The sequence below is a fragment of the uncultured Cellulomonas sp. genome, assembly GCF_947494015.1.
In the GTDB taxonomy this organism is placed as follows: Bacteria; Actinomycetota; Actinomycetes; order Actinomycetales; family Cellulomonadaceae; genus Pengzhenrongella.
On record NZ_CANLTL010000022.1, the window covers coordinates 20,495 to 39,383 of the forward strand.

An 18,889-nucleotide genomic window follows, 5' to 3' on the forward strand; every position below is an offset into this window, starting at 1 on the left:
CGTTATCCGACCGTTACCTAAGCATCGACTACGCGCTCGCGCTCGCCGGGCACTGCGGAGCGGGCGTCGTGCCGCCCGGACGAGGGATGTTTGCGCCGCGACCGCTGCGTGCCCTAGCGTCCGCTCGCAGGTAAGCCTTACCTAACGGCGACGTCCTCGGGGTGATCGTCCCGGACCGCCGTCGCAGCTCACAGACCGGAGCCTCCATGCCCGCTCGCCGGACCCTGTCCGCGTCCGCCGCCCTTGTCGCGACGGCCCTCACCGTGAGCGCGTGCAGCTCCAGCACCGCAGCCCCGGCGGCGGACGGCTCCGGTGCGCCGTCCGCCGGGGAGGGAGCCATCACGATCGAGCACGCCTTCGGCACCACGACGTTCGACGAGCGGCCCGAGCGCGTGGCGACGGTCAACTGGGCGAACCACGAGGTGCCGCTGGCGCTCGGCGTGGTCCCGGTGGGCATGGCCGCCGCGAACTTCGGCGACGACGACGGGGACGGGCTGCTGCCGTGGGTCGAGGAGCGGCTCGAGGAGCTCGACGCCGAGACGCCGGTGCTGTTCGACGAGACCGACGGCATCGACTTCGAGGCGGTCGCCGACACCGATCCCGACGTCATCCTCGCCGCCTACTCGGGGCTGACCCAGGAGGACTACGACACGTTGAGCGAGATCGCGCCGGTCGTGGCGTACCCCGAGGCCGCGTGGTCCACGCCGTGGCGCGAGGTGATCACCACCAACGCGGCCGGGATGGGGATGGCCGAGGAGGGTGCCGAGCTCGTCGCGAGCATCGAGGGCGAGATCGCCGAGGCGGTCGCGAAGTACCCGGAGCTCGAGGGCCGGTCGACGATGTTCCTCACCCACGTCGACCCGGCGGACCTCAGCGAGGTCAGCTTCTACACGACGCACGACACGCGGACGGCGTTCTTCGAGGACCTCGGGCTCGCGACGCCGGCGAGCGTCGCGGAGGCCTCTGCGGCGAGCGACCAGTTCTCGGGCACGATCAGCGCCGAGCAGGTCGACACCTTCGCCGACGTCGACATCGTGGTGACCTACGGCGACGACGCGCTGGTGTCGACGCTCGAGGCCGATCCCCTGCTGTCGCAGATGCCGGCCGTCGCGACCGGGGCGATCGTCTCCCTGCCGGGCACGAGCCCGCTGGGCACCGCGGCCAACCCCACGCCGCTCGCGATCTCCTGGGTCCTCGAGGACTACCTGGAGCTGCTCGCTCGGGCCGCCGACGCCTCCTCGTGACCACCGCGTCGCCGTCGGTGGCCACGACACCCGGCCCGGCCCCCGGACCCGTGCGGCGGCCGGGCCGCGTGCGCGCGCTCTGGCTGCTGGCCGTCGTCGCCGTCCTGGTCGTCCTCGCCGTCCTGTCGGTGACCGTCGGGTCCCGCGTGGTCGGCTGGTCCGACGTGGTCGCCGGTGTGGGCGGCGGCACCGACGGCCTGGGCCAGGCGGCGGTCGCCAAGCGCGTCCCGCGCACGGTGCTGGCGGTCGCGGTCGGTGCCGCGCTGGGGCTGTCGGGTGCCGTCATGCAGGGCGTGACGCGCAACCCGCTCGGGGACCCGGGCATCCTCGGCGTCAACATGGGCGCATCCCTGGCCGTCGTGGTCGGCATCGCCTGGTTCGGCCTGTCGACCGCCACCGGCTACGTGTGGACAGGCATCGCCGGTGCCGGCGTCGCGGCCGTCGTCGTCTACACGATCGGCTCGCTCGGACGGGGCGGTGCGACGCCGCTCAAGCTCGCCCTGGCCGGGGCCGCGACGTCGGCGGCGCTGGCCTCGATCATCACCGCGGTGTCGCTGCCCCGGGGAGACATCTCGGCGACCATCCGGTCCTGGCAGGTCGGTGGGGTCGGCGGGGCCTCCTTCGCCACCATCGAGCCCGTCGTGCCGTTCCTCGCCGTCGGGATCACGGTCAGCCTGCTGTGCGCCCGCAGCCTCAACTCCCTCGCCCTCGGCGACGACGTCGCGGCCGGGCTCGGCGAGCGGGTCGCGCTGGCCCGGGGGGTGGCGGCCCTCGGCGCGGTCCTGCTGTGCGGGACCGTGACCGCGCTGGCCGGTCCCGTCGGGTTCGTCGGGCTCGTCGTGCCGCACCTGTGCCGGCTCCTGGTCGGCGTGGACCACCGGTGGCTGCTGCCGTTCTCGGCGCTGACCGGGGCCTGCCTGGTGGTCGGCGCCGACGTCCTCGGCCGGGTCGTCGCCCGGCCCGGCGAGATCGACGTCGGGATCATCACCGCGCTCGTCGGGGCGCCGTTCTTCATCCACGTCGTCCGCCGGCAGAAGGTGCGTGCGCTGTGACCGGGACCGAGACCGAGCCGGCCGTCCGCGCCGCGGCCGGCTCGGGCCCCGCGTCGCCGGCGACGGTGCGGCTCGTCGCCTCGGGACGTCGTCGGCGGGCGTCCCGGCGTCGTGCCGTCGTCCTCACCCTCGTCGTGCTCGTCGCGGCGACGTTCGCAGCCAGCCTCATGGTGGGCCGCACGTTCTACCCGCCGATGGACGTCCTGCGCGTCGTCGTCGGGCAGGACGTCGACGGCGCCACCTTCACCGTCGGCACGCTGCGGCTGCCCCGCGCGGTGCTCGCCGTGGCGACCGGCCTGAGCCTGGGGCTCGGCGGAGTCACCTTCCAGACCCTGCTGCGCAACCCGCTCGCCAGCCCGGACATCATCGGCATCACGGCGGGGGCGAGCGCCGCCGCAGCCTTCGCGATCGTGGTGCTGGGCCTGTCCGGGAGCACCGTCTCGGCCGTGGCGATCGTCGCCGGCCTCGCCGTCGCGCTGGTCGTGCACGGGCTGTCGGCCCGCGGCGGCAGCGCCGGTGCGCGGTTCGTGCTGGTCGGCATCGGCGTCGCCACCATGCTCGAGAGCGCGACGGTCCACATCCTGTCGCTGGCCGGGCAGTGGGACCTGCAGGAGACGCTGCGCTGGCTCACCGGCAGCCTCAACGGGAGCACCTGGGGCACGACGGTGCCGACCGTGCTGGCCCTGACCGTGCTGGGCCCCGTGCTGCTCAGCCGGGGGCGGCACCTCGGCGCCCTGCAGCTCGGCGACGACACCGCAGCCGCGCTCGGCGTGCGGGTCGGGCTCACCCGGCTGCTCGTGGTGGTCGCCGCGGTCGGTCTGATCGCGTTCGCGACCGCGGCCGCCGGGCCGGTCGCGTTCGTGGCCTTCTTGTCCGGCCCCATCGCCGCACGCGTGGTGGGGCCGCGCGGCTCGCTGCTGCTGCCGGCGGCGCTCGTCGGTGCGCTGCTGGTCCTCGCCGCGGACCTCGTGGGCCAGTACGCCCTGGGCACCCGCTTCCCGGTGGGTGTGGTGACCGGCGTCCTCGGCGCGCCGTACCTGCTCCTCCTCATCGTCCGCACCCACCGCTCCGGAGCCTCGCTGTGACGACCTCGCACACCCTCGCCGCGCAGGCCCTGACCGTCGGCTACGGGGACCGCACCGTCGTCGCGGACCTGTCCGTGACCGTCCCGCCGGGGCGCATCACGGCCGTCGTGGGACCGAACGCGTGCGGCAAGTCGACGCTGCTGCGGGCGATGTCCCGGCTGCTCGCGCCCCGCTCGGGCGCGGTGCTGCTCGACGGCACGGCGATCCACCGGCTGCCGGCCCGCGCGCTGGCCCGCACGCTCGGGCTGCTCCCCCAGTCACCGGTCGCACCCGAGGGCATCACCGTCGCCGACGTCGTGGGACGCGGGCGCCACCCGCACCAGCGCCTGTTCTCGCGGTGGAGCCACGCCGACGACGTCGCCGTCGCGGAGGCCCTCGAGGCGACCGACACGGTCGAGCTGGCCGACCGGGCGATGGACGAGCTGTCCGGCGGGCAGCGCCAGCGGGCCTGGATCGCGATGGCGCTCGCCCAGCAGACCGACGTGCTGCTGCTCGACGAGCCGACCACGTTCCTCGACGTCAGCCACCAGGTCGAGGTGCTCGACCTGCTGACCGACCTCAACCGCTCGCGGGGCACGACGATCGTCATGGTGCTGCACGACCTGAACCTCGCGGCGCGCTACGCCGACCACCTCATCGCCCTGGTCGGCGGGCGCATCCACGCGGCCGGGGACCCGGCGGCGGTGCTGACCGAGGACACCGTCCGCGCCGTCTTCGGTCTGGACAGCCGCGTGGTCGAGGACCCGGTCTCCGGCCGGCCGCTCATGGTCCCGATCGGCCGGCACCACACGGGCGCCCCGGATCGCCCCGACGGCGAGCCGGACCGCGTGGTCGCCGTCGGGGCGCCCGATCGCTGACCGGCCCGCGTCAGGAGAGAACGGATCAGGGAGCCAGGTAGCCGAGCACGTCGACGGCGAGGTCGACCGCGCCACCCTCCTGGTCGGACCAGAAGCTGACCCGGCCGTCCGGGCCCAGCGGCACCACGGTGAGGTTCGGGATGTCCCGTCCGACGACGTAGTTGATCGCGGACGCCGACGGCGGCGCGCCCGCTCCCGGGTAGACCCGCAGGTTGCCGGCCGTGGTCGGGTCGATGGCGGTCACGTTGAGGACGACCGCCGTCGCGCCGGCGGGCACGCCGGTCGACGCAGCGCCCGCCACCGGCAGGGTGTGCACGTGGCGGGCCGCGAGCGGCCCGGTCAGCGCACCGACCTGCGTGCCGGCGCGGGTGTCGACCACCCGGGTCGGGCTCACCGGCGTGTACGCCGACCCTGGTGCGGTGTGGCCGAGCACGTCGAGGATCACGTGCACGGGCGCGGTGGTGTCCGACCACAGCGAGATCGTCCCGTCGTCGGCGAGCTCCACCACGGTCGCGTTGGCCCTGTCGACGCCCGGCGCGTAGTTCAGCACCGAGGTGTCGGGCACCGGGGCGCCGCCAGGGAAGACCCGCAGGTTGCCCAGCTCCGTCGCGCCGGCCACCGTGACGTTGAGCATGACCGACCTGGCGTCGGCGGGGACGCCGCCCACGCCCGCGACCTGGATGGTCCGCACGCTGCGGCCGGGGACCGGCCCGTCGATCTCGCCGACCCCCAGCGGGCGGGTGTCCAGCAGCCGGGCGGGGTGCGTGAGCACGACGCCGGAGTCGGCCGCGACCACGGCGGTGAGGTCGACGAGCAGCCGGACCTCGGCGGCACCCTGGGTCGCGTAGCAGAGGTCACCGTCGGCGGGCAGGGGCACGAACGTGGAGTTGGCGACGTCGCGGCCGGGCTCGAAGTTGACCGTCGAGGTGGCCGGCATCGGCGTCGTCCCGCCGCCCCGGCGGTCGGGGAACACGACCGCGTACCCCGGCCCGGACGGCGCGACGGCGGTGACGTTGACCACGACGCCGGCCGCGCCGGACGGCACACCGTGCTCCCCCGCCACACCGACGCAGTGGACGGTGCCGGGCGTCACCGCCGCGACGTCCAGGATGCGCTGCGGCGCGCGGGGCGCAGCCTCCACGAGCGCCGCGGTCGTCCGTGCGGGCACCGTCACGGTGCCGGACGCCGGGTCCCACGTGGTGCCGCGGACGACGTCGTCGGCCCCGTCGGCCAGGGCCGGCGACAGCGCGAAGGCGTGGCCGGTGAGCTCGTCGAGGGTGAGGCTGACCGGCTCGTCGGAGGCGTTGAAGACCACGAGGACGCCGTCGAGGGCGGGGTCCACGTCGACGCCGGCGGTGTCGTCCAGGTGCATGGCGATGACGCCGGGCACCTGGTCCGGGCCGGTGTTGTGGAACCGGACCTTCGCCTGCACCTGCTGCGCCGTCGTGAGCGAGAACAGCGGGCTGGAGTCGGCGACCGCGAGCAGGTCGCGGAACCGTGCCGCGGACGCGGCGATGTCGGTCGGCGTCGGGACCAGGGCCGGGTCGGCGAGCAGCGGCTGCATGAACGGCCACTTGGCCTCGTTGTCCGGCGCCGGGGGCAGCCCGACCCCGAAGTTGTTGCTCTGCAGGCTCCAGTCGAGGGCGTTGAACCAGTCACCGGAGTCGTAGCTGTTCCGGTCCAGGGACTTCGACCGCAGGATGTCCGAGCCGGCGTGGAAGAAGGACACGCCCTGGCCGAGCGCCACGGTGGACAGCGCGAGCTGCTGCATCCGAACCCGGTCGGCCATCGAGGTGCCCGGCGGCAGCTTGAAGGCGTTGGAGTCGTACAGCGTCTCGTTGTCGTGCGCGGAGACGTACAGGACGTTCTCCTGCGGGTCGGCGGTGTACCCGGCGGGCTGCCCGTTGTAGGGCACCTGGGCGCCGGTGACCGTCTCCCCCGTGCGGCCGGTGAAGGTGTACGCCGCGAGGTTGCCGGCCAGGCCGACCCGGATCTGGTCCATGGCCAGCAGCAGCGCCGCACGCTGCGCGGCGGCGTCACCGTTGACGGCGGCCCCGTTGGGGTCGGTGAGCAGGCCGGAGCCGAAGCCCTGCACCCGCGGGTCCTCGTCGAAGGGGCCGCCGCCGCGCACGGCGTCCCGCAGCCGGTCGCTGAACGTGCCGATGCCGGTGCCGGCCATGTTGGCCTGCGTGGCCTGGACGAACCGCGCGTCGTCGGCCACCTCGCCGAAGTTCCAGCCCTCGCCGTACACGTAGACCTGCGAGCCGTCGACGCCGTCGTCCTGGGGCGTCAGGGCGTCCAGGGCCGCGCGGACGGCGAGCATGCTGTCGCGGGAGTGGTGACCCATGAGGTCGAAACGGAAGCCGTCGACCTTGTACTGCGTCGCCCACAGCACGACCGAGTCGACCATGAGCTTCTCCATCATGGCGTGCTCGGTGGCGGTGTTCGGGCAGCACGTCGACGTCGCCACGCTGCCCTCCTCCAGCAGGCGGTGGTAGTAGCCGGGCACGATCCGGTCCAGCACGGACCTGTCCGCCTGCCCGGCCGCGGCGGTGTGGTTGTAGACGACGTCGTTGACCACGCCGAGACCGGCCCCGTTCAGGCCCTGGACCATCTGCCGGTACTCCAGGATCCGCCGGGCGCCGTCGGGGTCGGTGGCGTAGGACCCCTCCGGTGCGTTGTAGTGCCACGGGTCGTAGCCCCAGTTGAAGGCGTCGTCCGCGGCCACCTCCAGGACGGCCTCACCCTGCGCGGGCGAGTCCGGCGCTGCCTGCGGGATCTGCGGCTCGGCCTGCTCGGCGCGGACCTCCTCGATCGAGGCGATGTCGAAGGTCGGCAGCAGGTGGACCGTCGTCAGGCCGGCTGCCCGCAGGGCGCGCAGGTGCTGCATGCCGTCGGTCTCGGGGTGGGTGAACGCCAGGTAGGTGCCCCGGTGCTCGGCGGGCACCGACTCGTCGCCGATCGAGAAGTCGCGCACGTGCAGCTCGTACAGGTCGATCCGCTCCGGCGTCGGGGGGGCCTGGGTGCCCACGGCGTCCCAGCCCGCGGGCTCCAGGTCGGGGTCGGAGAGGTCGACGACCTGGCTCTTGGTGGAGTTGGCCGCGAGGCTCACGCTGTACGGGTCGGTCACGACGTTGTGCTCGACCTGGCCGGTCGAGGGCACGAAGACCTCGACCTCGTAGAGGTAGAAGCGACGGTCCCAGCCCGGGGCGCCGACCACCGTCCAGATGCCGGTGCCGACGTCCAGGGTCATGGGCACGGTCTGGCCGGGCGGCGGGGCGTCCGGGTCGTCGAACAGGTGCAGGGTCACCGAGCGCGCCGTGGGCGCCCACAGCCGCAGCGTCGGGACGCCGGCGTCGTCCCAGCTGACGCCGAGCTCGGCGTCCCGCGCGTCGGCGGCGTAGAGGTCGTCGAGGACACCCGGGACCTGCAGCCCGGTCGCGTCGACGAACGCGCCGTCGACCTCGGCCGAGACCGCGAGCGCCCCCAGGAGCGCGGTGCGGGCCGCCACGGCGTCGGGCACCCGGAGCAGCGCGAGGTCGGCCAGGTGCGGCCAGCGCTGCGCGAGCTCGGGCGGCAGGGAGTCGCCGACCCAGGTGAGCGGCTGCTCGACGCCGCCGGTCACGCCGTCCTCGCCGAGCTCGAGGCCGTCCGGGGACAGGTGCAGCGTGTACGTCGCGGCCGGGTCGGTCACGTCCCAGGCGATGAGGTCCTCGGTGAGCCAGTGCGCGCGCGCCTCGGTCAGGGCCGGGCCGGCCAGCCCCTCGCCGTCCGCCGTCACCCCGTGGGTCGCGTGGTCGTAGGAGAACGTCACCGCACCGGCGGTCTCGACGGTCAGGGCGATGTCGGCGCCGCCCTGGGCGCCGTTGGCGCCGAAGTTGACGTCCCACGAGTCGTCCAGGGCCACCTTCAAGGCCCAGGTCCCGACCGGGACCTCGAACGTCGCGGACCAGACCCCGTCCCCGTCGGCGTCGGCCAGGTGGGTCGCGGCGCACTCGGGCTGCCAGTCCCCGGGGCAGCCGAGCTCGGACTGGAGGTCCCCCACCAGGGTCACCGATCCTGGCGTCGGGACGTGATCCGCCTGCGCCGCGGTGGGGATCCCGACGGCCACCAGCGCGAGGGCGGCGGTCAGCGCGGAGGTCCGGCGGTGACGGTTCGGCCAGCTGCGCATGGGCGTCTCCCCGACGTCGGCCACGTCGCCGTCGACATGGTCCGCGGTCACTCAACTGCGTGTCCAGGTGGGTGTCAAGGACGGCCGTGCGGGGCGTCACAGCGGGGTGTCAGCGCCGGTGCGGGAAGGCACCGTGCCGGTCCGTACCGCAGTCGGCCGTCGCGGAGCTGGACGACCGTCCCGAGGGACTGCACGGGCAGCGAGAAGGGGTTCCCGGTGCCGTACCCGGCGCCGGCCGCCAGGTCGTCCGGGCTCGCGATCTTCACCACGTCCAGCACGAGGGTCCTGCTGACGTACCCGTCGTCGTCCTCCCGGCGCAGGTCGATCTCGTCGATGCGCTTGGTGACCGACGCGGCGCCCCGGAACTCGTCGCGCTCGACCACCAGCATCTCCTCGTCGCCGGTCATGGACGCGTCCCCGACGACGTTGGCGTCGCGGCCGGATCGCACGCTCCACGTGTCACCGGTGTACCGACCGGTGCGGGTGTCGAGCTCGTACACCACGCGGCGACGCGGGTCCGGGTCGCCCACCAGCGCGGCCTCGACGATCGGGGACAGGTAGCGACCGTTGCGCGAGCCCGCCATCGCCTCGACGCCGCGGCTCGCGGCGACGGCCGGCGCCTCCCCGGGCGGGAAGCCGCGGCGGCGCGGGCCGAGCGCGACGGGTGGCCACCGGGCGGGTCGGGGTGGCCGCCGACGCGCGACGGTGTCCGCGACGTGGTCCGATGGCCGCTGGCCGCCGGTGGGGACCGTCGGCTCGTCACCGAAAGGACCCGTGTGGATTCGCTGCTGCTGAGCTTCTCGGTCCTGCTGCTCGCGGCCGTCCTCATCTCGGAGCGGGCGAACCGCACCGTGCTGTCGACGGCGGTGCTCTTCCTGCTGGGCGGCTTCGTGCTGGGACAGGGCGTGCTCGGCGTCATCGACGTCGAGACCGGGGACCCGGTGGTCGGCGGACTGGCGGAGCTGGCCCTGTTCTCGGTGCTGTTCACCGACGGCATGCGCGTCGGCGTGCACGACCTGCGCCGCGCGTGGCGACTGCCCGGCCGTGCGCTGCTGCTCGGTCTGCCCTTGACGCTCGTGGTGACCGCCGCCCTGGCCCACTACGTGGCCGGGCTGCCCTGGCTCGAGTCGTTCCTGCTGGGTGCGGTCCTCGCCCCGACCGATCCCGTGTTCGCCTCGGCGATCGTGGGGCGGGAGGAGGTCCCGCGGCGCCTGCGCCACCTGCTCAACGTGGAGTCCGGCGTCAACGACGGGCTGGCGCTGCCCATCGTGCTGGTCCTGCTCGCGGCGGCGGCCGGCGGGGACACCAGCGGCTGGCAGCTCGCCGAGGAGATCGGCCTGGGGGTCCTCGTCGGTCTGCTCGTCCCGGTCGTGGTGGTCCGGCTCGAACGGCTGCCCTTCCTGCAGGCCACGCGGGCGCTCCAGCCGCTGGTGGCGGTCTCGGTGGGTCTGCTCGTGCTCGCGGTGTGCCAGGCCACGCACGCCAACCTGTTCCTCGGGGCGTTCACGGCCGGCATCACGCTGGCCTCGTTGAGCCCGGGGCTGCGTCACGAGTTCGAGCAGTTCGGCGAGCTCGTGACCGAGCTGCTCAAGCTCGGCGCGATCCTGGTGTTCGGGGCGCTCATCACCCCGGTGTTCCTGTTCCGGGAGATCGACGCGGCCGGGTGGGTGTTCGCGGTGCTGGCCCTCGTCGTGGCCCGTCCGGTGGCGCTGCAGGTGTCGTTCTGGGGCTCGGGCCTGCCCGGACGGGAGAAGGTGGCGGCCATGTGGTTCGGCCCGAAGGGCTTCGCGTCGGTCGTCTACGGTCTGATCGTGCTGGAGTCCGGGATCGGCCTCAGCGACCAGCTGTTCCACCTCGTGGGGCTGGTCATCTTCCTGTCCATCCTCGCCCACTCCTCGACCGACGTCGTGGTCGCCCGCCAGTTCGACCAGACGCCCGCGCGCAGCACGACCTGACCCAGGAGGCCCCGGGTGGACCCAGCCGCCGGCCAGGGAGCAGTCTCGGTCTCGCCGGCCTACCTGGTGCTGCTCGTGGTGCTCGTCGCGGTGGCGGCCGCCGTCGCGGCGGCGGGACGGATCGGGGTGAGCCGCGGCGTCGCGACCGCGGCCCTGCGTGCGGTGCTCCAGCTCGGGATGGTCTCGCTCCTCATCGCAGCCGTGCTGCGCTCGTGGTGGGCGACGGGCGCGTTCCTCGCGCTGATGCTCGTGGTCGCCTCGGCGACGTCGGCCCGGCGCGTCGCGTCGCGGTCCCACCGGTGGAGCGTCGCCGCGCCGATCGCCGCGGGCGCCCTGCCGGTCGCGCTGGCCGTCGTGGCGGCGGGGACCATGCCGCTGGCCACCGTCAGCGTCCTGCCGGTCGCCGGCATCCTGGTCGGCGGTGCCATGACGGCGACGTCGCTGGCCGGCCGGCGTGCGGTCGACGAGCTGCGGGCACGGCACGGGGAGTACGAGGCGGCCCTGGCCCTCGGGCTCGCCGACCGCGACGCCGTGCTGGAGCTCTGCCGCCCCGGCGCGGCGCAGGCGCTCGTCCCGGCTCTCGACCAGACCCGCACCGTGGGGCTGGTGACCCTGCCCGGCGCGTTCGTCGGGGTGCTGCTCGGCGGTGGGTCCCCGGTCCAGGCGGGCGCCACTCAGCTGCTCGTGCTCGTCGCCCTGCTCGCCGCGGAGACGATCGCGGTCGCCGTCACGCTGGAGCTGGTGGCGCGCGGTGTGCTCCGGCCGGTACCCGTGCGCTGACCGCGCCGGGCATCATGTCGACCCCTCAGTCCACCGCCCGCACGTGCAGCACCGCCGCGTGGTCGGGGTCGAGGGCCGGGAGCTGCACCCCGGCCGCCAGCAGCACCGAGCCCGGCAGGGTGACCGGTCCGGGCCACCACGGCGGGACGACCCGGACGTCGTCCGGCACGGACCCGGGCACGAGCGGCCGGACGGTGTACGTGCGGTCGGGCCGCAGGCCGGGCAGCGCCAGCCGTCCCGGCGGCCAGGTGACCGGGCGGTCGAGCACGACGACGGCGTAGAGCGCCTCGGCGCCGTCGGGGGCGACCGCGCCGTGCAGCCAGACGGCGTCGTCGGCCGCGGTCGCGCGGACCGTGCGGCCGGTGTGGATCAGGTCCCGGTGCTCGCGGTAGGTGCGGACCCAGCCGGCGAGCTCGGCGCGCTCGGCCGGGGTCGCGCGGGCGAGGTCCCACTCGATGCCGAAGTGGCCGAACAGCGCCGTGGCGGCGCGGAAGGACAGGTCGAGCGTGCGCCCGGTGGTGTGGGCGCGTCCGGAGCCGACGTGGCTGCCGACCAGCTCGGGCGGCAGGAGCTGGGCGGTCCAGCGCTGGATGTGCTGCCGGTCGTGGGCGTCGATGCAGTCCGACGCCCACACGCGGTCGGTGCGCTCGAGGATCTCCAGGTCGACCCGCGCCCCGCCGGACGAGCACGACTCGATCTCGACGCCCGGGCAGGCGTCGCGGACGGCGTCGAGCAGGGCGTAGACGGCGAGCGTCTGGGCGTGCACCCGGGGTGCGCCGGACGGCAGCGAGCCGGCGTCGACCAGGTCGCGGTTGTGGTCCCACTTGACGTAGTCGACGCCGGCCGCGCGCACGACGTCGACGATCCGCTCGAGCAGGTAGGCGTGCACCGCGGGGTTGGCGACGTCGAGCACCTGCTGGTTGCGGGACGGCACCGGCAGCCGCCCCGGGACCTGCAGCAGCCAGTCGGGGTGGGCCCGGGCCAGGTCCGAGTCCGGGTTGACCATCTCGGGCTCGAACCACAGCCCGAGCTCCATGCCGAGGGCGTGCACGTGGTCCGCGAGCGGCGCCAGGCCGTCCGGCCAGACGTCGGGGTCGACGTACCAGTCCCCGAGGCCGGCGGTGTCGTCGCGGCGCCCGCGGAACCAGCCGTCGTCGAGCACGAAGCGCTCGACGCCGACCTCGGCGGCGAGGGTGGCCAGCTCGGCGAGCCGCGCCGGGTCGTGGTCGAAGTAGACCGCCTCCCAGACGTTCAGCACGACCGGCCGCGGTGACCTCGGGTGCGACGGACGGGCGCGCAGGTGGGTGTGGAACCGCGCGGCGAGCGCGTCGAGGCCGTCGCCGTGGGCCCCGTACAGCCACGGCGACCGGTAGTCCTCGCCGGGCGCGAGGCGCACCTCGCCCGGCAGCAGCAGCTCGCCGCCGCCGAGCAGCCGCTCACCGGTCGGCACCCGCTCGGCGTACGTGCGGTGGTTGCCGCTCCAGGCGACGTGCACGCCCCACACCGGCCCGCGCGCGAACGTGAACCCGTGCTCGCCGGCGACCAGCACGGTCGCGGCGTCGGCACCGGTGCGGCCGTGCCGCCCCTCGCGCAGGTGCGTCCCCACGGTCAGCGGCCGGCGCTGGGGGACGCGCTCCTTGGCCCAGCGGCCGGCGAGGTCCAGGACGTCGGTCGCCACCGCGGGGACCGGCAGGGCCAGCGCCAGCCCGCCGACGTCGTAGGGGGTCTCGCCCCGGTTCGTCACGGTGGCCCGGGTGCGCAGCAGCCCCGCGGCGAGCAGCTCGACCTCCAGGGTGAGGCCGAGCGCGGCGTGGTCGTCCCCGGCGTGCACGACGACGCGTCCGCCGGCGCCGGTCGGGTCCGTCGCGGCGACGCGGGGGCCGGCGTCCGAGGTTGCGTCCGGCTCCGCGTCGAGCGGCTCGAGCACGACCCGCTCCGTGCGGAACGCGCTCGACCACGCCGATCCGTCCGGCCGGTGGCCGGTGAGCCCGGGCGTGCCGGTCCAGCCCGTGCTCGCCTCGGGCACCAGCGAGACCGCGACCGGCACGTCCATCCCGTTGCCGGCCACCGGTGCGGCGGCCGTCCGGCGCAGCGCGGCCAGGGCGTCGTCGTCCAGCGGGCCCAGGTCCGGACCCCAGTGCAGGACGACCGGCAGGCCGGGCCCGGCCAGGTCGAGGACGAGGCTGACGCCGGCGGCACGCAGCGCGCAGGTGGAGGGTGGGGTCACGCGGATCTCCTCGGGATGGGTGGTGGCCGTGGTCGCCGGGACAGCGGTGTGCCGCGGGCGCACACCCGTCAGGGTGGCACCCGCGGCACCGGGCCGTGACGCCGACAGACCGGCGTCAGCCCGCGTCAGCCGGCGTCGGCGGGCGCGCTGGTCGGCGCCGGCCCGCGATCAGGAGGCGACCGGGATGGCCTGCGCCTCCAGCGCGGCGACGGTGGACTCCTCCGCCTCCGCGAGCGCCTCCGGCAGGGTCTGGTCACCGGAGATGGCGGTGGAGAAGCCGTCCGACACGTCGTTGTAGACCTGCGTCATGGTCGGTCCCCAGACGAAGTCCGGCGAGACCTGGGTGCTGGCCTCGGCGAAGACGTCGTAGATCGGCTGGCCGCCGTAGAACTCCACGCCCTCGGCGAGCGCCGGCAGCGCCGCACCCTCCGTCGTGGCGGGGTAGAGGTTGGCGGCCTCGATGAGCGCCGTCAGCGCCTCCTCGGAGGTGTTGAGCCACAGGGCGAACTGCGCGGCCTCGTAGACGTGCTCGGTCCCCTGGAACACCACGGTCGTGGAGCCGCCCCAGTTGCCGGCGGACTCCCCGCCGTCCTCCCACTGCGGGGACGGCGCGACCCGCCAGGCGCCGGCGGTGTCCGGTGCCCCGGTCATGATGGAGTTGGCGCCCCAGACCGCCGAGTTCCACGTCCACACCTCGCCGGTGTTGTAGGCGTTGTCCCACTCGGTGGTCCAGCCCGGGTAGGTCGAGACGAGGTCGCGCTCGATGAGGTCGTCCCAGTACGCGGCGACCTTCTCCGACTCCTCGCTGGTCAGGTCCACCGTCCACTGGTCGCCGTCGTTGCCGAACCACGAGCCGCCCGCCTGCCACACCAGGCCGGCGAACTGGTTGACGTCCGCCTGGGAGAAGTTGGTGATGTAGCCGCCGGTCGCGCGCACCTGCTCCGCCGCGGTCGCGAACTCCTCCCACGTCGTGGGCACCTCGATGCCGTACTGCTCGAAGAGGTCGGCGCGGTAGAACAGCGCCATCGGACCGGCGTCCTGCGGGATGGCGTACACCGCGTCGTCCTCGCCCAGCTGCACCTGCTGCCAGGTCCAGTCGACGAACTCGTCCTGGGCCGCGACGACGTCGTCGCACGCGGACAGGTCGACCAGACCGTCCTGCACGCGGAAGTTGGGCAGCGCGTCGTACTCCACCTGCCCCAGGTCCGGGGCGTTGCCGGCCTCGAGCTGGTTGAAGAAGTTCTGGTAGGTGCCGCCGTTGCCGTTGGGGCCCGTCTGGACCTCGACCTGGATGTCGGGGTTGTCCTCGTTCCAGAGCGCGACGACGTCCTCGATGCCGGGGATCCAGGAGGTGAAGGTCAGGGTGACCGGCTCGCCGGCGGGCTCGCAGGCGGCGGCGGCGCCCGACGCCGCGGCGCCGGTGTCGCCGGACCCGGACGAGCAGGCGGTGACGGCGGTGAGCGCGAGCAGGGCGACGCCGGCCGCTCGGGTGGTGGTGCGCATGGTGGTCCTCTCGGAGGGTGGGACGGGGGATGTCGGGGCTGGCGAGGGGTGGTGGGTGGTCACTTGAGGGCGCCGGTTCCCAGCCCGCCGCGCCAGAAGCGCTGCAGCAGCAGGAACACGACGATGAGCGGCACGATCGACAGCAGTGCGCCGGTGAGCACGTACAGGCGCAGCTCGGGGACCTGGTTGACCTGGGTGTTCCAGGTGTAGAGACCGAGGGTCACCGGGAACAGGCGCTCGTCGCGCAGCATGATGAGCGGCAGGAAGAAGTTGTTCCAGATCGCGACGAACTGGAACAGGAACACGGTCACGAGGGCCGGGAACATGAGCCGGACGGCCACGGTGAAGAACGTCCGGACCTCCCCGGAGCCGTCCAGCCGGGCGGCCTCGAGCAGCTCCTCGGGGACGGCGGACGCGGCGAAGATCCGGGTGAGGTAGACGCCGAACGGGCTGACGATGCTCGGCAGGAACACCGACCAGAACGTGTTGGTGGCGTTGACCTGGCTGAACAGCAGGAACAGCGGCAGCGCGAGGGCCGTGGCCGGCACCAGCACGCCGCCGAGCACGACGTTGAAGACGAGCTCGCGCCCGGGGAAGCGGTACTTGGCCAGCGCGTACCCGCACATGCCCGCCAGCAGGGTGCCCAGCAGCGCACCGCCGCCGGCGTAGAGCACGCTGTTCAGCAGCCAGCGCGGCAGCACTCCCCCGCCGTACCCGGTCGTCGCGGCCAGGTTCTCGACCAGGTTCAGGTCGCTGAACCACAGCGCGTTGGTGGTCGTCAGGTCGCCGCGCTCCTTGGTGGCCGCCACGAGCAGCCACCAGATCGGGATGAGGAAGTAGACGGTGAAGACGACCATGATCGTCATCGCGACCGTGCGGGAGACCGGGCTCTCGTGCGGGCCGCCGGCCGCACGTCGTGCGGGTGGCCGGTCGGGCGTACGGGTCCGGCCCGTGGCGGGTCCGGGGACGGCGGGGACCGAGGGCCGGGCGGTGGTGCTCACTGGAAGGCCTTCCGCTGGGTCACCTTGAGGAAGGTGAAGGACAGGACGAAGGTCGCCAGCGCGAGCACCACCGAGAAGGCGGCGGCCAGCGGGACGTTGGGCACCGACGCCGTGGAGTACACGAGCAGGTTCGGGGTGAAGGTGCTGGTCACCGCCGAGGAGAAGGTGCGGAACACCTGCGGCTCGGCGAGCAGCTGCAGCGTGCCGATGATCGAGAAGATCGCGGTCAGGATGATCGCCGGCATCACCAGCGGGATCTTGATCGACCACGCGATGCGGACCTGGGAGGCGCCGTCGAGCCGCGCCGCCTCGTACACCTCGGCCGGGATGGCCAGCAGCGAGGAGTAGATGATGAGCATGTTGTAGCCGACGAACACCCAGGTGACGACGTTGGCGATGGCCCACAGCACGAGGTCGGCCGAGAGCAGGTCGACCGACTGGGTGACCGGTCGGAACGGTGACAGGTTCGGCGAGTACAGGAAGCCCCACATGATCGCGGCGATGACGCCGGGGACCGCGTACGGGACGAAGAACGCCAGCCGGAAGAACCGGCGTCCGCGGACCAGTGGGGAGTCCAGCAGCAGCGCGAAGAGCAGCGCGAGGCCGAGCATCACCGGCACCTGGACGATGCCGAACAGCAGGACCCGCAGCACGGAGTCCCAGAACGCGCTGCTCTGCATCACCTGCGCGTACTGGGCCAGGCCCCCGAACACCTGCGTCGGCGGACCGAAGGTGCCCTCGCGCTCGACCACGAGCGTCGACTGGTACACCGCGTACCCGATCGGCACGAGGTAGAAGAGGGTGAACAGGGTGGCGAACGGCGCGACGAAGACGGCGATGGCGCGCTTGTGGGTCACCCGCGGTGCCCGGCGTCGGCCGGGGACGACTGCAGTGGTCACAGCTCCTCCTTCTCACGGACCACGCGGACCGCTCCGGCGGGCACGCGCAGGCCTCGGACCTCCTCGCCCGTGATGAGCTCGAGACCCATGACGGGCACGTCGACCGGGTCGGCCGAGTGGTTGACGACGAAGACGTAGCGCCGCTCGGCGCCCGCCCGCCGGACGACCTCCACGAGCGGGCCGGCCGCGGGCTCGACGCGCGCGCCGGCCGCGGCGGCCACCTCGCTGACCAGGGCGGCGTACGACGCGGGGTCGAGCGCGGTCGCGACGTACCACCCCACGCCCGCGCCGTGGTCGTTGCGGGTCACGACCGGCACGCCCGGCAGCGGCCCGTCGACGGCGGTACGGACCGGCTTCGCGGTGAGGGTCGCCAGGTCCTCGACCCACAGCCGCCCGCGGGCGCCGTCGTCCAGGTGCACCTCGCGCCCGACGGGCAGCGGGTGGAACTCCTGCGTGCTGACCCCCAGCAGGTCACGGAAGGCACCGGGGTGGCCGCCGAGCCGGACCCGGTCGTCCTCGTCGACGATCCCGCTGAAGAACGTCACGAGCGCGTGCCCGCCGTCGGCGACGTAGCGGGTGATCGCCGCGGCCTCGTCGTCGGTCACCAGGTACAGCTCGGGGACGACGACGAGGCGGTAGCCCGACAGGCTGCGCCCCGGCGGGACGACGTCGACCGTCACACCGGCGGCCCGCAGAGCGCCGTACGCGGCGTGCACCTGCTCGAGGTACCGCACCTCGGTCGACGGTCGCCCCTCGCCGTCGGCCGCCCACCAGGACTGCCAGCTGAACACGAGCGCGACGTCCGCCTGGACGGTGGTGCCCGCGACCTCCTGCAGCGCCTCGAGGGTGCGACCGAGCTCGAGCACCTCGCGCCAGACGCGCGAGTCGGTGCCGGCGTGCGGGACGAGCGCGGAATGGAACTTCTCGGCCCCCTGGGCGGACGCACGCCACTGGAAGAAGCACAGCCCGTCGGCCCCGCGTGCCAGGTGGGTCAGCGAGTTGCGCAGCATCTCGCCGGGGACCTTGGCCACGTTGACCGGCTGCCAGTTCACCGCGCTCGTCGAGTGCTCCATGAGGATCCAGGGGCCCCCACCGGCCAGGCCCCGGGTGGTGTCGGCGGTGAAGGACAGCTCCGCGGCCGGGTCGGGCAGGCGGTGGTCGAGGTAGTGGTCCTGGGCGACCACGTCCACGTGCGGCGCCCAGCCCCAGTAGTCCATCTGCCGCTGGTGGGCGGTCACCATGAAGTTCGTGGTCACCGGGACGCTGCTGTGCCGGCGCAGCACGGCGGTCTCCGCGCGCAGGTGGTCGAGCAGCTCGTCGGAGCTGAAGCGGTGGAAGTCCAGCACCTGCGCAGGGTTCGGCGTCGAGACGGTCAGCCGGGGCGGCAGGACCTCGTCCCAGGCGGTGTAGCGCTGGCTCCAGAAGCTCGTCCCCCACGCCCGGTTCAGCCCGTCGACGCTGCCGTGCCGGTGCTCCAGCCACCGGCGGAACGCTCGCGCGGACTCGTCGCAGAAGCAGTGCGCGTTGTGGCAGCCCAGCTCGTTGGAGACGTGCCACAGCGCGACCGCCGGGTGCGAGCCGTAGCGGCGCGCCACCTGCTCGACCAGGTCCAGGGCGAGGCGGCGGAAGACCGGCGAGCTCGGGCACCAGGCCTGGCGACCGCCGGGGTACCGGGTGGTGCCGTCCGCCATCACCGGCAGGACCTCGGGGTGCGCGGCGGTCAGCCACGGCGGCGGCGACGACGTCCCGGTGCCCAGGTTGGCCCGGATCCCGTGGGCGTGCAGCAGGTCGAGCACGGCGTCGAGACGCGAGAAGTCGTACCGGCCCGCTGCGGGCTCGACGTCCGACCAGCCGAAGACGTTCACCGCGACCAGCGAGACGCCCGCCTCGCGCATGAGGACGACGTCCTCGCGCCACACCGCCGGGTCCCACTGCTCGGGGTTGTAGTCGCAGCCCAGGTAGAGCCGACCGGTGAGGTCCGCGGGTGTGGCGGGGGCAGAGGTGTCCGGCAGGGCCGACGGAGGCATGTCGCTCCTTTGCGTGCGTCTCGGTCACCGTCTGTGACCGGTCACAGACCGATCTGCGCGCGACGACGAGCGCTCTCTGTGACCGGTC

At 73.9% G+C, this 18,889-nt stretch carries 13 protein-coding genes; 6 read left to right on the forward strand and 7 right to left on the reverse strand.

Annotated elements, in window-relative coordinates; all coding sequences use genetic code 11:
* The first annotated feature begins 206 nt into the window (after window positions 1-206).
* From Q0840_RS18100 to Q0840_RS18115, 4 genes are all read left to right on the forward strand, one after another.
* The gene (locus Q0840_RS18100; RefSeq protein ID WP_298462277.1) at window positions 207-1,244 is read left to right on the forward strand and encodes an iron-siderophore ABC transporter substrate-binding protein; all 1,038 of its coding nucleotides are present in this window, start codon (window positions 207-209) and stop codon (window positions 1,242-1,244) included.
* A 68-nt stretch (window positions 1,245-1,312) separates the two neighbouring features.
* Window positions 1,313-2,296 (forward strand): FecCD family ABC transporter permease, encoded by a 984-nt coding sequence (locus tag Q0840_RS18105; protein ID WP_367183154.1) that lies wholly within the window; start codon window positions 1,313-1,315, stop codon window positions 2,294-2,296.
* Window positions 2,293-3,381 carry an iron chelate uptake ABC transporter family permease subunit gene (locus tag Q0840_RS18110; protein WP_298462280.1) on the forward strand — a complete coding sequence of 363 codons (1,089 nt, stop codon included), beginning with the start codon at window positions 2,293-2,295 and terminating at the stop codon, window positions 3,379-3,381. The genes Q0840_RS18105 and Q0840_RS18110 overlap by 4 nt, the downstream gene beginning before the upstream one ends.
* Complete coding sequence (locus Q0840_RS18115; RefSeq protein ID WP_298462283.1) at window positions 3,378-4,238, forward strand: ABC transporter ATP-binding protein; 861 nt, start codon at window positions 3,378-3,380, stop codon at window positions 4,236-4,238. Before Q0840_RS18110 ends, Q0840_RS18115 begins: the two co-directional genes overlap by 4 nt.
* Before the next feature lie 25 nt (window positions 4,239-4,263).
* On the opposite strand, the gene pulA is transcribed toward Q0840_RS18115, so the two are convergent.
* Window positions 4,264-8,460 (reverse strand): pullulanase-type alpha-1,6-glucosidase, encoded by a 4,197-nt coding sequence (pulA, locus tag Q0840_RS18120; protein ID WP_298462285.1) that lies wholly within the window; start codon window positions 8,458-8,460, stop codon window positions 4,264-4,266.
* A gap of 23 nt (window positions 8,461-8,483) precedes the next feature.
* A complete protein-coding gene (locus Q0840_RS18125; protein ID WP_298462340.1) occupies window positions 8,484-9,191 on the reverse strand; it encodes an esterase-like activity of phytase family protein in 708 nt (235 codons plus the stop codon).
* On the opposite strand from Q0840_RS18125, the gene Q0840_RS18130 reads away from it, so the two are divergent.
* Both Q0840_RS18130 and Q0840_RS18135 read left to right on the forward strand, forming a co-directional pair.
* On the forward strand, window positions 9,186-10,364 hold the full coding sequence (locus tag Q0840_RS18130; RefSeq protein ID WP_298462288.1) for a sodium:proton antiporter: 1,179 nt from the start codon (window positions 9,186-9,188) through the stop codon (window positions 10,362-10,364). The two genes, Q0840_RS18125 and Q0840_RS18130, sit on opposite strands and share 6 nt — an antisense overlap.
* Before the next feature lie 15 nt (window positions 10,365-10,379).
* A complete protein-coding gene (locus tag Q0840_RS18135) occupies window positions 10,380-11,144 on the forward strand; it encodes an ABC transporter permease (protein WP_298462291.1) in 765 nt (254 codons plus the stop codon).
* Window positions 11,145-11,169: 25 nt separating this feature from the next.
* Here Q0840_RS18135 and Q0840_RS18140 read toward each other — a convergent pair whose 3' ends face one another.
* The 5 genes from Q0840_RS18140 to Q0840_RS18160 form a co-directional block, all read right to left on the reverse strand.
* Window positions 11,170-13,371 (reverse strand): alpha-galactosidase, encoded by a 2,202-nt coding sequence (locus tag Q0840_RS18140; protein ID WP_298462294.1) that lies wholly within the window; start codon window positions 13,369-13,371, stop codon window positions 11,170-11,172.
* Between the two features lie 168 nt (window positions 13,372-13,539).
* Window positions 13,540-14,874: an ABC transporter substrate-binding protein gene (locus tag Q0840_RS18145; protein ID WP_298462297.1), complete on the reverse strand. Its 1,335-nt coding sequence runs from the start codon at window positions 14,872-14,874 to the stop codon at window positions 13,540-13,542.
* A gap of 59 nt (window positions 14,875-14,933) precedes the next feature.
* Complete coding sequence (locus tag Q0840_RS18150) at window positions 14,934-15,740, reverse strand: carbohydrate ABC transporter permease (RefSeq protein WP_298462298.1); 807 nt, start codon at window positions 15,738-15,740, stop codon at window positions 14,934-14,936.
* A gap of 131 nt (window positions 15,741-15,871) precedes the next feature.
* Window positions 15,872-16,774 carry a carbohydrate ABC transporter permease gene (locus tag Q0840_RS18155; RefSeq protein WP_298462301.1) on the reverse strand — a complete coding sequence of 301 codons (903 nt, stop codon included), beginning with the start codon at window positions 16,772-16,774 and terminating at the stop codon, window positions 15,872-15,874.
* Window positions 16,771-18,801 (reverse strand): beta-galactosidase, encoded by a 2,031-nt coding sequence (locus Q0840_RS18160; RefSeq protein ID WP_298462304.1) that lies wholly within the window; start codon window positions 18,799-18,801, stop codon window positions 16,771-16,773. The genes Q0840_RS18155 and Q0840_RS18160 overlap by 4 nt, the downstream gene beginning before the upstream one ends.
* Window positions 18,802-18,889 lie beyond the last annotated feature (88 nt).

What these genes read in the sequence shown, in the direction of transcription:
- Q0840_RS18100 (WP_298462277.1), top strand. Translation starts at nt 207, where the DNA reads ATGCCCGCTCGCCGGACCCTGTCCGCGTCCGCCGCCCTTGTCGCGACG.
- Q0840_RS18145 (WP_298462297.1), bottom strand. Translation starts at nt 14,874, where the DNA reads ATGCGCACCACCACCCGAGCGGCCGGCGTCGCCCTGCTCGCGCTCACC.
- Q0840_RS18150 (WP_298462298.1), bottom strand. Translation starts at nt 15,740, where the DNA reads ATGACGATCATGGTCGTCTTCACCGTCTACTTCCTCATCCCGATCTGG.
- Q0840_RS18160 (WP_298462304.1), bottom strand. Translation starts at nt 18,801, where the DNA reads ATGCCTCCGTCGGCCCTGCCGGACACCTCTGCCCCCGCCACACCCGCG.